Genomic DNA, 15,690 nt, shown 5'->3' on the forward strand with positions numbered 1-15,690 from the left:
CAACAGTAATAGAATGGGGATGAAATGATGCCTGAAAGCACAGAAAGAGGCGCATTAACTGAAGCTGTATTTTATATCTTATTGTCTCTATATACAGCAATGCACGGATACGCAATTATGCAGAATGTGAAGGACTTAAGTAACGGTCGGGTTGATCTGGGCGCGGGCACTTTATACGGAGCACTTAACACTTTACTGGAAAAAGGCTGGATAAAAGCAGTGGAAGGGGAGCAAGGTTCCCGTCGAAAAGAATACGAAATTACCGACTTAGGAAAGTCAGTGATTCAGGGAGAGATTATCCGTCTGGAAGAATTGATAGCGAATGGGAAGAGAATAGCTGGAGGTGAGTCCAAATGAAACATGTGGTTCGCAAGCTGATTTGGGATTATGAGAAGGAAGAAAAGTGGCTTAATGAAATGTCTGCGAAGGGGATGGCTCTATCAGAATTATCTTGGTGCAAATATGTGTTTACAGAGACCCCCAATAATGAGTACACGTATAGAATTGAGCTTTTAGATAACATGCCTGATCATCCGGATAGCATCAAATATCTCAAGTTTTTAGAGGAAAACGGTATAGATTGTGTTAGTACTTACATGCGCTGGGTTTACCTTAGAAAGAAGTCGGGAGAAGGTCCGTTTGATATTTACACAGATCTGGAATCCAGAATAAAACACTATAAGCGAATCAACAGGTTATGGAAATCTGTAATGTGGCTAGAGTTGATTTTAGGTCTATTTAATGTGATGATTGGTGTAATAAATTATTCTTTTTCATCACAGGATCTCAGTATAGTAAACGTAATAATGGGCGGAATGTTGATTTTGTTAGGTCTTGTTTTTTTAATTATTGGTGCACCTATCCGTAAGAAAATTAAGAAGCTTCAGCTGGAAAATTTGATAATAGAATAGGACTTTAGAGTTGTAACATGCACACACGGCAAGTTTCCTTTTCAAAGGGAGACTTGCTGTTTATTTTTGCGCAGTTTTACTGCGAAATTTACCAGTCTATCATTTAGGACTCAACTATCAAGCTTATTTACCGAAAAAAAGGTATACTGAAATTATTACAAGTTTGTTAATATAGTCCCCCATTTTCAAAAGAGGAGGCTTACAGGTGTCTGATTTTCTTTTTAAGCAGCTATACTTACGGTCTTCTATCGGGATTGCGGTAGTCTCTCCGAAGGATGGGACGTTATTACAATCGAATCCTGCGCTATGCCAAATGTTTGGTTATGCAGAAGAAGATCTTTTGAATATAAATTATCTGGATCTTGTGTATCCGGAAGATAAAACTAATAACGATCATTCCGTTATCCTGAACGATCTGCTAGCTGAGCCTGGGACTGCATTGGAGAAAGAACGGCGGTTTTTGCGTAAGGATGGCGAAATCATCTGGGTAGCCCAACATATATTTTTAATCTATCAGGAGAATTCCAGTGAACCCTATGTCCTGATTTCTGAGTTAACGGATATCACTGACCGAAAACTTGCTGAACAGAAGATTCAGGAAGATGAGCATTTATATAATTTGATCACGCAAAATACACCGGATATGATTTCTTTTGGCGATCCTGACGGAACACTGCACTACGTATCTCCCTCAGTGGAGCTGCTGTTAGGTTATTCTGCACAAGAAATGATAGGTACCAAAAGACCCGAGTATTATCACGTAGATGATGCTCTTGAGATGATTGAACAAGGCAAGCTATATTCGGATACGGACGTATTTACTCGTAGAGCCCGTCATAAAGATGGACATTATTTGTGGATCGAGAGTTCTTCCCAAGTGGTACGTGATGAGCAGGGGAACATTAAACAGATATTAACCATTGGTCGCGATATTACTCAGCGCAAGAAATACGAGGATATGCTGGCTAAAGCTCAACACCTTGCGAAGATGGGATCCTGGGAATGGGATATGACAAAATCACGGCTGACGGTTTCCAGAGAGATGCGTAATATTTTTGGCTTTTTGGAAGATGAGAGCAATCATTCTTATTTTGATTACAGACGTGTTTTTGCTTGCATTGATCCTGACGATTTCATCAGACTTGAACAGTTAGTACATCAATCCATGGAGAATGGGACTAATGGCGAAGCAACGGTCCGTATTCATAGTGCGGATGGAGAGCTGAAGTTTCTGGATGTGCACTGGGAAGTGATTACAGATGAAGAAGGAAGACTGCTGCAGATCAGCGGGATAGCCCAGGATGTGACCGAACGTCAACGAATGGAAGAACAACTGCGGGAAAGTGAGCAGAACTATCGTCTGATCTCAGAAAATTCTATGGACTTCATTTCACGTAATGCAGCGGACGGGAGCTTTACCTATCTGTATGCCTCACCCATCTGCCAGACTATGTTTGGCTATGCACCAGAAGAAATGTGCGGAACTAGAGGGATTGATTACATACATCCGGAGGACAGAATCAAATTAACTTCATATCTCAGCAATTGTATGGAAGGGAAGAAGCTTGAGCCTGTTATTCTCCGGTTTTTTTGCAAAGACGGAACCTTTATTTGGACAGAAACGACTCTGCGGTATATTTACTCTGAGACCTGCGGGAATCAGGAGCTTGTCTGTGTAACTCGCGACATTGGGGAACGTACGCGTCATTTTGAAGAAATACAGAAATTAAGTAACGAGTATGCGCTGATCTTGAATTCGGTCTCTGAAGGCATATTTGGGATGAACCTTGAAGGCAACACGATGTTCATTAATCCAGCAGCCATTACTATGTTGGGATTCGATCCTACTGAGTGGGGAAACAGCAAATTTCATGCGATTCACCAAACCTGGCTGGATAACGAGTCTTTTACAGGAATTCAGAAGACGCTGCTTCCTTCACGCTCCAGTAATCTCACTATTGAAGATAGGGAGGGTGTGTTTTGGAGGCAGGATGGTTCAAGCTTTTTAGTCAGATATCGAATGACCCCACTGTTTGATGGTGATGAACGGATTGGGGCGGTTGTCGTCTTTCGAGATATTACGGAGGAGAAGGAGATTGTGCGGGCGAAGGAGTCTGCCGAGGAAGCGGACCGGGCAAAATCGGAGTTTCTAGCGATCATGAGCCATGAGCTGCGCACGCCTATGAACGGCATTATTGGGATGGCTGATCTTTTATCTGGGACGGAGCTGGATGAAGAGCAAAGCTACTACACACAGATCATTAACAAAAGCGGTGAGGCATTGCTTCATATTCTGAATGAAGTGCTGGATTTCAGCAAAATTGAAGCAGGCATGATGACGCTTGAACTACAAATGGTGGATTTGCATGAAGTGATACAGAACGTTTGTGAACTGTTTTATCCGAAGGTTAAGGAGAAAGGGCTTTTACTTACTAGCGAGCTATCTCCTGAGCTTCCAGCCGTCATCATGACTGATGGGGCGAGATTGCGTCAAATTCTCGTAAATCTGGTTGGGAACGCAGTGAAATTTACGGAGACAGGTGAAATCAGTATCTCTGTTATGTTAGAAGCTTCAGAGGCATCCGGAAATCTTATCGTGAAATTTATCGTAAAAGATACAGGATTGGGGATTCCAGTTTCCAGCCAAGGTTTATTATTTCAATCCTTCTCGCAATTGCATCCGTCGATCAATCGTAAATATGGTGGAACTGGGCTTGGACTTGCCATAAGTAAAAAGCTGGCCGAGCTTCTTGGCGGATCTATCGGTGTCAATAGCTGTGAGGATGAAGGCTCGGAGTTTTATTTTACAGTGGAGGTCTCTCTACCCAAAGAGGAATGGGATCAGAAAGTGACCGTTAACGCCTCAACAGATGTGGTCAGAAATGATAAATCTGCTGTTAAAGAGTTAACTACTGGTGAGTATGGACCGATGTCCATTCTTATTGCTGAAGATCATCCTGTGAATCAGCAGCTTATGCAGGCTTATCTGAAAAAGAGGGGATATGTTCCTGACATCGCTTTAAATGGTGAGGAAGCGGTTCGGGCTGTGCTTTCCAATCATTATGATCTGGTATTTATGGATATTCAGATGCCTATTATGGATGGAATTGAAGCAACGGGAATCATACGTGAGAAGCTTGGGCTGACTCCAATTATCATTGCGGCTACAGCTTTTGCAAGAGATGAAGATAAGATGATGTGTCTTAGTGCTGGAATGCAGGATTTCATTTCTAAACCCATCTCGATTAAAGAGCTCGACCGGGTATTAAGAGAATGGTCTGCCCAAATTCGTTTAGGTGAGCATCATTGACAAATAGGGTTATGATTAATATATTGATATTAATCGTAATCATTACGTATATTATTTGTCATGAAAGGACTCTTACCTTGTTAACAATGAAGCGCGGGGATATTTTAATTATTGTGATAGCCTTGTTAGCTGCGGGCTTGATTTATGGCATGAAGTGGTGGGACAGCAGCAATGAGCAGTATCAGCAAGGGGATTTGAAAGCTATAATTACGGTGGACGGTAAAGAGTACAAAACCGTTTCTTTGACTAAAGAAGAACAAATTATAGATATTCAAACGAAATTCGGCCACAATACGCTAAAGGTGTTTGATTATGGAATCCAAATGACCTATTCTGATGCTCCCCTAAGAATTGCTTTGGAAATGGGGTTCATCTCAAGACCCAAACAGCAAATTATTTGTATTCCAGCCCGTATTATGGTAGAAGTATTTAATCCTAATAAGTCTGAGAATGATGAGGATGAGCTAGATGCGATTATTTAGTAATCTTAGTTGAACCTTCTAACTCTTTCCATGCGGTGATAGAGTCAGGACTGGTGTAAATGTAAGGTGTTGCGGGTTGTTTGATAGGTGTAATAGACTCAGCACTAATTTGCATAATTTCTTGACCTTTATAGGGAACAACTTGAAGCTTGCCCCGGACCTCTATCCAGGTATCGGTAGGCAGGCTTTTTAGTTTGCCGGAATCCACTAATATCCCAAAGGGTGTAGCATCGGCAGTGCAGCATTGGACCAGAAATCTACCTATGGCAAAAGAATTCTCTGAATGTTCACCTTGATCACGATATAAAAAGCCGGAAATAGTAATTTCTTTGCCTGCAAATTGTTGTTTGTACATCTCAAGGGCACCTAAGGTTTCGGAGAAAATCGCTGAATAAACTGGGACCACAGGTTGTGCATAAAGGATCTTGGCCAGCTCGGTAAGCTCCTCATGGTAAGGATCAATGGACTCGAATCTCGCGGAATTTTTAGCTTCAGTGGGCAAGGAGGATAGGGAGATTCCTTTTTTAGCAGCGGCCATACTTCCCAAAGCGCGATCCGGAAGGAGAAATCCGAGCAGCAGTGGAAAAAGGAATAATCCATATAGCGCTGTACTTTTGAAAAAAGAATGTGGAAGCCGATGCTCGCAGTCACAGAGAACACTACCCTTGCCAAATAAAGCCTGTACGGCCAGACTGAGCGCCATAAGTGTCAGCGGGATTGGACATAATTGAACCCAGCGTGCCAGCTTGGGCGCTACATAATAATGCAAAGCGTCCTGCTGTACCAGATGCCCGATATAGAGGGCGAAAGCGAGCAGAATGACCGCCCTTAACAAATAGTGAAACCGGATGCTTCGAGAGTCATTCATGCTCTATCCTCCTACCCATGTTGTAAGCAACAGCTTACCACCTCTATGAATTACAGCCACAAGGACATGAATACCGCCCCAATAAACACGCTTGCGAAGATCAGAAAGAACAAATAAAGAGCGAATTTGGTCTTAAACAGTGAGAGCAACATCAATGAATTTTTGAAATCCAGCATCGGTCCGAATACCATAAAAGCGAGCAGAGCACCAGATGGAAAAGAATGTACGAAGGTGGAAGCTACAAAGGCATCTGAGGTGGAGCAAAGTGAGAGCACAAATGCCAGTCCCATCATGAAAAAATATGAACCCAGCGGCTTGGCTCCGATCGCAGCCAGACTGTCTTGAACCATAAATGTCTGAATGCCAGCGGTTAATAAGCAACCGATAATTAAATATTTTCCCATCTCAAAAAACTCATCTGAGGTATGGACGAAGACAGCGGCTATTTTTCCCCCACGAGAATTATTGTGATGAGCTTCCCCTGTTTCACGTTGAACATTTAGGCGGATGGGAGATTTTTTAACCGTTGCGTAGATTATCAAACCTATGAGACAGGCTACAACAAAAGCCAGACCCATACGGGCATAGGCCAGCTCCGAGTGGCTGCGAAATGCTGTCATGGTCGCCCCATAGACGACAGGATTTAGGATCGGTCCGGACAAAATAAACACGATAGCCACGTAAACAGGCATACCTTTATGGATAAGTCGGCGGACGAGCGGGATCATTCCACATTCGCAGACCGGAAAAATAATTCCGAGCAGACATGCGAACAGAATGGCCGGAAGAGGTCGCCGCGGAATCCACCGGGAAATCATTTCATCCGGGATAAAGACGCGAAGCAGTGAAGATAACAATGCTCCTGCTAATACAAACGGCAAGGCTTCCAGCAATATGCCGATAAAAGCGGTTTTGAAGGTGTCGATGTATGCATTATCTAGCAGCTCCAGATGATTCGGCAGCCATACAAAGCCAATGATAATCAGGAACGAGATCGGGAGGAGCAACGGCAGTATTTTTAATGGTGAAAAGGTAGTCAAAACTCGAATAAGGCGGACCACCGATCTGCCAGCTGTTCTTCATCTATATTCATCCCGATGAACACCACATAAGGCATACCAGGATAACGAGAGGCTTCCCAGGTAGTACGCATCCCCGCATATTGAACAAGCTGAACCGGCTCCTGTTCGGACAAAAGAATATGCCCCTTGGCACGTAATAGATTGTCACCCCATTCTTGGAAGAAGGCCTCTAGGCGTTCTTTAGAAGGCATAGTTGTCCTTACCTGCGGAATGGTTAACGTGATGGCTGTTACCTGCGAGAAAGAAGCGTGCTGCTCCTCATGCAGCTCTTTTACAGCGGTTCCCCCATGCTCTGAATGCATTTGTTTCAGTGATGCTCCTTTGAAGGTTTGAGGCGCTCGCTGTGGAGCCGGAGCTATAATTTTACGTGGGATTATTCCTGACAATATCGGAGACAGGTTGATTTCACTGTAATGGGTGTATACAATTTCAGCCTCCGTATTTTGTTTACGAACTCCCTTTTCAATTCTCCATAAGGTTTCCGGCTCTACGAGATCGCTTTTATTAACGACAATAAGATCAGCTGTGGAGAGCTGCTTACGCAGGGTCCGAACGAGCTGTTTGTCAGAGGAGAGTCTGCTGTTATATTCCAGAGCATTTTCCGCATCTAACAGAGTGATGGTATAGTGCAGCTCCACCAGATCCTGTAGAGGGGTTTCCTGCAACGTTTTGGCGATTTCTTCAGGATCGGCGACGCCGGTCAACTCCATGTAAATGGCATCTGGACGTCCTCTCAGCAGCACCATCAGGCTATCTGCCAAATCCTCTTTACGGCTACAACATACGCATCCGTCCAGCAGTTTAGTTACAGCTGTACCGGTATGCTCCTGCAGAATATACCCGTCCACATCCCGTTTGCCCAGTTCATTCATTACTACTCCTGGATTCAGCCCTCTTACCTTGCTTTCTTTCAGCAGGGACAACAGCAGAGTTGTCTTCCCGCTCCCCAGAAACCCGCTCAAAATAATTACTGGTATCTTCATGATCTCCACTCCTGCCTGATTCTCTAGGAATTACAAGAATCATATTTTTTATAATTCCATCTATACGTAATTTGTCCACCAGAAAGACCACAAAATTAAGAGAGTTGAAATTTTTACAAGATCATAGTTGACAGATTGTGAATAAACCGTGTACGATGTGTTAATCGTAATTATTACGATTTAACCAAAAGGAGATGGAAACGATGAGAGTAATCATTACTTTGGCATGTACGGAGACAGGAGATCGCAACTATACCACTACCAAGAATAAGCGAAATCATCCAGGGCGTATGGAAATGAAAAAATATTGTCCACGCCTAAAGAGAGTAACCTTACATCGCGAAACCCGTTAAGGGCGGAGGCTTTTAATCTTGATTTTATAAACGATAGGAGTGGTATAGATGAAAAAGCTCCCTGTTACCGTGCTCAGTGGATATTTGGGCTCTGGGAAAACAACGCTGCTGAATCATATTCTGCACAACCGTGACGGGCTTAAAGTAGCTGTTATTGTAAATGACATGAGTGAAGTCAATGTGGATGCGAATCTGGTGAAGTCCGGAAATACGCTTTCTAGAACAGAAGAGAAATTAGTTGAGATGTCTAATGGTTGCATCTGTTGTACGCTTCGTGATGATTTGATTGTCGAAGTACAAAAGCTGGCTGCGGAAGGGCGATTTGATTACATCCTGATTGAATCCTCAGGCATTAGCGAACCTGTACCAGTGGCACAGACCTTTACCTATGCCAATCCCGAGTTGGATATTGATTTGACTTCGCTTGCTCAATTAGACACGATGGTGACTGTTGTGGATGCTGGGCGTTTCTGGCATGACTTCTCTTCTGGTGATAGTCTGATGGACCGCAACCAAACGGCTGGCGAAGGAGATTTCCGCGATATTGTGGATCTGCTTATTGATCAGATCGAAACTTGTGATGTCTTGCTGCTTAATAAGTGTGATCTGTTGAAAGAAGATGAACTCAACAAGCTTGAAGCTGTGCTCCGTAAGCTTCAACCGTCTGCCAAGCTGATCCGCACGATTAACGGCGTAGTAGATCCGAAGGAAATTCTGAATACCGGATTGTTTGATTTTGAGAAAACAAGCTTATCCTCTGGTTGGATCGCGGAGCTGAATAAAGAGACCCATACCCCTGAAACGGAGGAATACGGAATTTCTTCCTTTGTTTATCGCCGGAGAACACCTTTCCACCCGCAAAGATTAAGTTTTTTCTTTAGCAACTGGCCGGAAGAGGTCGTTCGGGCAAAAGGTGTGGCATGGGTAGCTGCAAAAGGTGATCTTGCAGCTACTATAAGTCAGGCAGGACCTTCTATTCAGTTCGGACCTGCTGGCTACTGGTTGGCTACAATGCCTAAGGATCAGCAGCTGGAGGTACTGGAAAGCGAACCTGAGCTGCAGGCGAAATGGGACGAGCAGTGGGGCGATAGAATAAATGAAATCGTATTTATCGGTGTAAATATAGATCAGGCACAACTCGAAGCCAGATTGGACAGATGTTTGCTGACGGTGGAGGAGCTGAAGCAGGATTGGACAAAGTTCAACAATCCACTTCCGTGGCCTGTTGAAGAACTCCTTGCGGCTGCTGAGGAATAGATACTTAGTAAATTAGCGATGGAAATCCGGAATCCAGAAGGTGGGATTCCGGATTTTTGCTGTATGAAAAAGAGGTCTAATAGTTATTATTACGATTAATTTTTAATTTTGGGTTTACAAATCGTAATGATTACGATATTATCAAATTTGTTAAATCGTAATACTTACGATTTAATCCGAGATGGACATAACATCAGTCAGAAGGGAGGCGAGGCACGATGATCCTATCATCCATGCGGAATGTAGTGTTCGGGTATGGGGATGAAGCTGTCCTTGATAACATTTCATTAGATATTCATACCGGACAGTTTATTGGTATAACGGGACCCAATGGAGCTGCTAAGACCACCCTGCTGAAGCTAATGCTCGGCCTGCTTCGTCCATGGAGTGGAACGGTTCAGTTGAATAAAGAGTTATCAGATAACGGAAAGATGGTTATCGGCTATGTTCCACAGCAGGTAGCTTCTTTTAACGCAGGATTCCCAAGTAAGGTGATCGAACTGGTTCGCTCGGGTTGTTATCCAAGGCTGGGATTATTTAGACGCTTTACACCTGAGCAGGACGAGATCGTCGAGCAAAGTTTAAAGCAGGTGGATATGTGGCATTTGCGAGACCGGAAGATAGGAGAACTGTCAGGCGGCCAGAAGCAGCGGATTTGCATCGCTCGAGCATTGGCACAACAGCCGCAGATATTGGTTCTCGATGAACCTACTACGGGAATGGATCTGGACAGTCGCATTGGGTTCTATAAGCTGATGCGCCATGATGTCAGTGAACACGGCCGGACCGTAATCATGGTGACGCATGGCCTGGAAGAGACCAGTTCCTATCTGGATACGTTGATCAGCCTGGAACGAAAGGAGAATGAGGGTTGGCAATGTTTAGTTACGAATTCATGCAACGTGCATTTTGGGCCGGTGGTTTAATTGGCATTATTGGTCCGCTGCTCGGGGTATATCTCATGCTTCGCCGTCAGGTCCTAATGGCGGATACCCTCTCTCATGTTTCGCTTGCAGGAGTAGCACTAGGCTCAATACTTCAGCTTAATCCGGCACTAAGTGGTTTCATGGTGGCGATTCTCGGTGGTATTGTCATCGAACAGCTTCGACGTTCTTATCGTACATATAGCGAGCTTCCGGTAGCTATTATTATGACCTCTGGATTAGCATTGGCAGTTGTACTTATGAGCTTAAAGCAGAATTTAAGTAAAAGCTTCAGTTCCTATCTGTTTGGTTCCATCGTTGCGGTCAGCGACACTCAACTAAAGATTATCGCTGCGGTTGCTGTAATCGGTCTGGTCTATTTTATTGTGTTACGCAGATCTTTATATAATCTGACCTTTGATGAAGAGACCGCTAGTATTAGTGGAGTTCATGTGGGCTGGTTATCATTTTCGTTTGCTGTACTAACTGGAATGACAGTAGCTGCTGCGATGCCAGTTGTTGGAGTGCTGTTAGTCTCAGCGCTTATTGTTTTGCCAGCTTCGATTGCCTTGCGTATAGCGTCTGGTTTCACGACAGCTATATTGATATCAATTGGCGTAGGGTTACTCGGCGTTTTTAGTGGCCTAAGTGCCTCGTATTACATCAATACACCGCCTGGTGGGACGATTGCTCTTATACTGCTATCGTTTTTATTAATCGCAATTTTGGTACAGAAGCTGATCCGACTTAGAAATCGTCGGCGAATTCATAAATCTATTTCCAGAAAAGGAGTTACAACTCTCAATGAAATTTAGAATCCATCATTTAGCCATTTTGTCCCTGTCCGCGTTACTTATTGCCGCAGGTTGCGGTAATAATAATGCCAGTAATTCTTCTACTACTACGAATGCTTCTGGAGCCGCAGAAGCCACAGCCCTTCCAGAGTCATCTAAACTAAATATTAAAGTCAGTTTCTATCCAATTTACGAGTTTACCAAAAATGTGGCAGGAGATCTGGCGGACGTGGAAGCACTCATACCGGCAGGAATCGAACCCCATGATTGGGAACCGACTGCACAAGATATGGCAGAAATCTCAGATGCGGATATGCTGATCTATAATGGCGCAGGAATGGAAGGCTGGGTAGACCAGGTGCTGGAAAGTGTATCTGGCACTCCGTTAATTACTGTAGAAGCGAGCAAGGGTCTGGACATCATGGAAGGCACGGAAGAGGAAGAAGCTGACCACCACCATGAAGAAGGAGAACATGCTCATGAAGAAGGGGAGCACGCTCATGAAGAAGGGGAGCATGCTCATGAAGAAGGAGAACATGCGCATGAAGAAGGAGAACATGCTCATGAAGAGCATTCGCATGATCACGGTGGATTAGATCCGCATGTGTGGCTCAATCCTACACTAGCCATTCAAGAAGTGCGTAACATTGAAGCAGCTTTAGCTGCTGCCGCACCTGAACATGCCGAGGATTTTAAGACAAATGCAGAGGCTTATGTAGCTAAGCTGGAGCAACTGGATCAAGAATTTAAGGACGGTCTTAAGGATACTAAACGCAAGGATTTTATCACTCAGCATGCGGCTTTTGGTTACCTTGCCAAGCAGTATGGATTAACTCAGGTCCCGATTGCCGGACTATCTCCGGAGCAGGAGCCTTCTGCCGCAAATATGAGTAAGATTGTGGAGTTTGCGAAAGAGCATAAAGTGAAGACGATTTTCTTCGAGACACTTGTATCCTCCAGTGTGGCAGACACAATAGCAAAAGAGATTGGTGCCAAAGCAGCCGTTCTAAACCCAATTGAAGGATTAACAGAGGAAGATCGCAGTCAAAACCTGGATTATTTAGGAATCATGCGTCAGAACCTGGAAGCCTTGAAGAGTGCATTGAACGAGTAGATTTAAAGGATGGAAGGAGAATGAACATGGCCAAGAAATCTAAAGTTGTGAAAGAATTGAAGAGACAAGCACTAGTCGCCAAATACGCTGTTAAAAGAAAAGAACTAAAGGAACAAGGGGACTATATGGCTTTGCAAAAGCTGCCACGTGATTCCTCCGCAACTCGTCAAAAAAATAGATGCCAAGTGTCTGGCAGACCTCGAGGTTATTTGCGCAAATTTAATGTTTCCCGAATTGTATTCCGCGAATTGGCGCATAAAGGCCAGATTCCGGGTATTACCAAGTCGAGTTGGTAAATGAGAACGGCCAATCCTCCGTAGTTTAGAGGATTGGCCGTTTTTGCTGCTCATCCATCATGGACTTTAGAAAATTCGGCTATGCTAAGAATAGGAAAATGATTTATCATAGAAGGAATATATTTCTATTTAATATGGAGGTGATGCAAATGAGCTATACCGATACTTTTATTCGTGTAGCAGAGGACTGCCCTGAGGAAATCGGAGTTCCTCCGATGTCTTGCCGAACGCTCCCGCCTGCACATGTGATTCAATATGAACTGTTAATTAATGAGCCCTACAAATACAATCATGAAGAACTTCTGTACGAGGTTCATGTGCGCCATAAACAAATTCCACAGGAAGAACGTTTGGCCCGTAAGGAACAAATATGGAACGAGCTATTTTCCAAAAATCATCCTTGTCTAAGGGCTTCACTGCTGCCGAAGCGGTTTGGTTGGGGTGTTCACTATAACGGTGAGGGTAAAATAGCTCTTTATGGCAAAGAGTCTCCCGAATATGACTATTTCACTTCCCAAGAGGAGGGAACTGTGAAATTACTGCCTGCGATGCGTAACAAACGTGCTTCAAGAGGAGAGGAATAAGCTGTATAAATTCATAGAAGAAATCACACTTAATACTTGGCCTGCGGAGCAGAGCGTTCTCCTGCAGGGCTGGATTCTACGTACGGCAGCTGGTTATACAAAAAGGGCCAATTCGGTCAATCCATTATACGGGGCTGACAGCTCTCAGGTTGATCTCGCAGAACAAATCAAGCTTGCGGAGCGGTATTATGAGCATGCTGGACTACAGCCAGTGTTCAAAATAACCCCCTATATCCAGCCGGCAAAGCTTGATGAGATGCTTGCGGATCGCGGTTATACAATTGTCGAGCCTTCATCGGTAAGGCTTCTTGATCTGGGGGGCTTAGCGAGCCCCGATCTGTGTTATACGGTTCAGATGCAGGAGAGCTTGACTGAAGAGTGGCTGCACGCCTTCAGTGAGCTTACCGGGTTGTCTGGCAAGAACCGGGAAACCTTAACTAGAATGTTGTCTGCATCACATTTGCAGCAGGGTTATGTCCTGTTGTTTAATCATGGTGTTCCTGCCGCCTGCGGACTTGGTGTGATTCAGAATGGATACTTGGGTCTGTATGATATTGTCACTTCCCCTGCTCATCGTAGAAAGGGAATGGCGGAACAGCTGCTGCTAGCGTTGCTTAATTGGGGTAGAGCAAAGGGAGCAACAACTTCCTTTCTGCAAGTTGTGCAAGCGAATACGCGGGCTTCAGCCTTGTATGACAAGCTGGGTTTTAAGGAGATTTATCAGTATTGGTATAGAGTGAAAAACTAGCTGAGGAGGGGATGCGGTGAGAAAATTAGGATTAAATCTCCTGATCATTAGTGTGTACTGTTTTCCATTTGTATATTTCGCGATGGATAAAGATTTCAATAATGGTTCAATGGTTGGTTATTTAATGATGATCGTCATAACATCGCTAATAGCTTTTTTGGGAAAATGGTCTAATAATATAATTGCTGTAGTCATTGGGAATATCGCTTCTGCGTTTGTTTCGTATTATTTTATTAGCAAATTGTCAGGAGAAGGCGGTTGGGACGGGACGTTTTTCAAACCACTTGGACCTACAGGATCGTTTTTATTTTTTAGTATGCTAAACCTGATCCCTCAATTCCTTGCGATGAAATTAGCGAATAAATTTAAAAAGAAGGTCTAATCTATGTCCGAATACTGGAGTCGAAGATTTGCTCAGGAAGGCATGATCTGGGGGAGTGAACCTAGTCCTACAGCCCAGGCAGCAAGGGAGATATTTCGGCAATATGACGTGAAATCAGTTTTAGTCCCGGGTGCGGGATACGGAAGAAATACGAAGGTGTTCTCAGATGAGTTTAAGACCTTAGGCGTTGAGTTAAGCGAGGATGCGTTAAGGATGGCGGCAGAATGGGATCCCAAGAGCCATTTTATCTCAGGTTCCGTATTAGATACTATTTCTGAAGTACAGGTTGATGCTGTCTACTGCTATGACGTGTTGCATTTATTTCTCGAAGAGGATCGCCGCAGGCTCGTAGCTAATTGTCTGGAACAGCTGCGGCCGGATGGCTTGCTCTATTTTACCAGTTTTTCCGATGAGGATGCGAACAACGGCTGTGGAACACTTTTGGAACCGGGAACCTACGAATACAAAGAGGGAAAATATGCCCATTTTTTTAGTGATGAAGATTTAAGACAACATTTTGCAGGTACGAAAATAATTACGACCGGCTCATGTGTGGAGACTTTATGTGGGCCGCTTGGAAAAAACCATCAATACATACTGAGATATATAGTCGCACGTAAATCTGCACTTAGCAAATAATATAGGGAGGAACTCCCTATAATTTCGTTGAATATCCGTAGAATCGGCTATATCAAATGAATTATAGGGACTTTTTCCCTAGACCTCTGCTCGATGATCAGGAATACCTTATTTACACAAATTTACCTTGACCCGGTAGCGCCATTTCTTTGAAATTTTTGCATAAATGAGCAAGCTGGGTAGACAGCTCCTCACCTTCCATGGGTACTCCATGTCCCGAAAGAACAAGATGTGGATTCAGCAAGGCAAGGGTACGGACTGATTTCTCGGCATCTTCCCAGTCTGTCGTGAAATAAGAGGGTGGGCCATGCACCACCTGATGCTGCGTAGCCACTGCAAATACGGATTCCTGTTTGACCGTAAGGAACGTATCACCAGCGATCAGGACTCTATCCTCAGGCCTGAACAGGGAGATATGCCCGGGACTATGTCCAGGGGTATGGATCCATTCCCAGCCCTTCGCACCAGGGACAGTCCCGTCTTCCGGCAAGGGGTGAACGGCTGAACCAAGATCAATGCCATGATGTGAAAATAAAGGGGATATCATGCTCATAAGCCCGCCGCCTACGGCCGGATCGGCTGGAGGGTAATCTTCTTTACCTGTCAGAAAAGGTAGTTCTAGCGGATGAGCATATACAGGCACGTTCCATTCCTCAACAAGCCTTTTCACACCCCCAATATGGTCAAAATGCCCATGCGTCAGGATAATTGCCACCGGAGGCTTATCATAATGCTCCGTAGCAAAATCAATAATATTGCCTGTATATGAGCTAAGACCAGTATCTACAAGAACCCAATCCGAAGAGGGCTGGCCAATTAATGCGACATTTACAAACATAGTGCGAAGTCCAATGACACCAGGGGCCACATTCCAAGTATCGGTATAGCCCTTTGACAGTATTCCGTTAAGTTTCATCTTGCGCCTCCTGACCCGTTCTTTAGTACTACACAATGTATCTACATA

General features: G+C 44.2%; 18 protein-coding genes. 14 read left to right on the forward strand and 4 right to left on the reverse strand.

The window, feature by feature from the left end:
• Positions 1-27: 27 nt before the first annotated feature.
• From PODO_RS09740 to PODO_RS09755, 4 genes are all read left to right on the forward strand, one after another.
• Positions 28-357, forward strand: coding sequence for a PadR family transcriptional regulator (locus PODO_RS09740; protein WP_036679357.1), 330 nt, complete (start codon positions 28-30; stop codon positions 355-357).
• Entirely contained in the window at positions 354-911 is a 558-nt protein-coding gene (locus PODO_RS09745) for a DUF2812 domain-containing protein (protein ID WP_036679361.1), read from the forward strand. Before PODO_RS09740 ends, PODO_RS09745 begins: the two co-directional genes overlap by 4 nt.
• 205 nt (positions 912-1,116) lie before the next feature.
• Positions 1,117-4,221 carry a PAS domain-containing hybrid sensor histidine kinase/response regulator gene (locus PODO_RS09750; RefSeq protein ID WP_038569776.1) on the forward strand — a complete coding sequence of 1,035 codons (3,105 nt, stop codon included), beginning with the start codon at positions 1,117-1,119 and terminating at the stop codon, positions 4,219-4,221.
• An 11-nt stretch (positions 4,222-4,232) separates the two neighbouring features.
• Positions 4,233-4,703 carry a NusG domain II-containing protein gene (locus PODO_RS09755; RefSeq protein WP_244886456.1) on the forward strand — a complete coding sequence of 157 codons (471 nt, stop codon included), beginning with the start codon at positions 4,233-4,235 and terminating at the stop codon, positions 4,701-4,703.
• Here the strand turns inward: PODO_RS09755 and PODO_RS09760 are convergent.
• Genes PODO_RS09760 through PODO_RS09770 form a run of 3 tightly spaced genes read right to left on the reverse strand, consistent with a single transcriptional unit; the run spans position 4,696 to position 7,636 of the window.
• Complete coding sequence (locus PODO_RS09760; RefSeq protein ID WP_038569778.1) at positions 4,696-5,571, reverse strand: TIGR03943 family putative permease subunit; 876 nt, start codon at positions 5,569-5,571, stop codon at positions 4,696-4,698. The two genes, PODO_RS09755 and PODO_RS09760, sit on opposite strands and share 8 nt — an antisense overlap.
• Before the next feature lie 50 nt (positions 5,572-5,621).
• Positions 5,622-6,611 carry a permease gene (locus PODO_RS09765; protein ID WP_038569780.1) on the reverse strand — a complete coding sequence of 330 codons (990 nt, stop codon included), beginning with the start codon at positions 6,609-6,611 and terminating at the stop codon, positions 5,622-5,624.
• Positions 6,608-7,636, reverse strand: a complete 1,029-nt coding sequence (locus tag PODO_RS09770; protein ID WP_036679372.1) for a CobW family GTP-binding protein — start codon at positions 7,634-7,636, stop codon at positions 6,608-6,610. Before PODO_RS09770 ends, PODO_RS09765 begins: the two co-directional genes overlap by 4 nt.
• A gap of 203 nt (positions 7,637-7,839) precedes the next feature.
• On the opposite strand from PODO_RS09770, the gene rpmG reads away from it, so the two are divergent.
• From rpmG to PODO_RS09815, 10 genes are all read left to right on the forward strand, one after another.
• Positions 7,840-7,989, forward strand: coding sequence for a 50S ribosomal protein L33 (gene rpmG / locus PODO_RS30510; RefSeq protein WP_076098468.1), 150 nt, complete (start codon positions 7,840-7,842; stop codon positions 7,987-7,989).
• A 48-nt stretch (positions 7,990-8,037) separates the two neighbouring features.
• Positions 8,038-9,246 (forward strand): GTP-binding protein, encoded by a 1,209-nt coding sequence (locus PODO_RS09775; protein WP_036679375.1) that lies wholly within the window; start codon positions 8,038-8,040, stop codon positions 9,244-9,246.
• 218 nt (positions 9,247-9,464) lie between these two features.
• Entirely contained in the window at positions 9,465-10,172 is a 708-nt protein-coding gene (locus PODO_RS09780) for a metal ABC transporter ATP-binding protein (RefSeq protein ID WP_038569783.1), read from the forward strand.
• The gene (locus tag PODO_RS09785; protein ID WP_036679378.1) at positions 10,118-10,984 is read left to right on the forward strand and encodes a metal ABC transporter permease; all 867 of its coding nucleotides are present in this window, start codon (positions 10,118-10,120) and stop codon (positions 10,982-10,984) included. The genes PODO_RS09780 and PODO_RS09785 overlap by 55 nt, the downstream gene beginning before the upstream one ends.
• Entirely contained in the window at positions 10,974-12,077 is a 1,104-nt protein-coding gene (locus PODO_RS09790) for a metal ABC transporter substrate-binding protein (RefSeq protein WP_038569785.1), read from the forward strand. Before PODO_RS09785 ends, PODO_RS09790 begins: the two co-directional genes overlap by 11 nt.
• 26 nt (positions 12,078-12,103) lie before the next feature.
• On the forward strand, positions 12,104-12,373 hold the full coding sequence (gene rpsN / locus PODO_RS09795; protein ID WP_038569786.1) for a 30S ribosomal protein S14: 270 nt from the start codon (positions 12,104-12,106) through the stop codon (positions 12,371-12,373).
• 149 nt (positions 12,374-12,522) lie between these two features.
• Positions 12,523-12,957: a DUF6157 family protein gene (locus tag PODO_RS09800; RefSeq protein WP_080742457.1), complete on the forward strand. Its 435-nt coding sequence runs from the start codon at positions 12,523-12,525 to the stop codon at positions 12,955-12,957.
• On the forward strand, positions 12,935-13,705 hold the full coding sequence (locus PODO_RS09805; RefSeq protein WP_080742458.1) for a GNAT family N-acetyltransferase: 771 nt from the start codon (positions 12,935-12,937) through the stop codon (positions 13,703-13,705). The genes PODO_RS09800 and PODO_RS09805 overlap by 23 nt, the downstream gene beginning before the upstream one ends.
• Before the next feature lie 16 nt (positions 13,706-13,721).
• A complete protein-coding gene (locus PODO_RS09810) occupies positions 13,722-14,087 on the forward strand; it encodes a hypothetical protein (RefSeq protein ID WP_038569788.1) in 366 nt (121 codons plus the stop codon).
• Positions 14,088-14,090: 3 nt separating this feature from the next.
• On the forward strand, positions 14,091-14,726 hold the full coding sequence (locus tag PODO_RS09815; protein WP_038569790.1) for a class I SAM-dependent methyltransferase: 636 nt from the start codon (positions 14,091-14,093) through the stop codon (positions 14,724-14,726).
• Positions 14,727-14,838: 112 nt separating this feature from the next.
• On the opposite strand, the gene PODO_RS09820 is transcribed toward PODO_RS09815, so the two are convergent.
• Positions 14,839-15,642, reverse strand: coding sequence for an MBL fold metallo-hydrolase (locus PODO_RS09820; protein WP_038569792.1), 804 nt, complete (start codon positions 15,640-15,642; stop codon positions 14,839-14,841).
• Positions 15,643-15,690: the final 48 nt, after the last annotated feature.

It is taken from the genome of Paenibacillus odorifer (assembly GCF_000758725.1).
Taxonomy (GTDB): Bacteria; Bacillota; Bacilli; order Paenibacillales; family Paenibacillaceae; genus Paenibacillus_AQ; species Paenibacillus_AQ odorifer.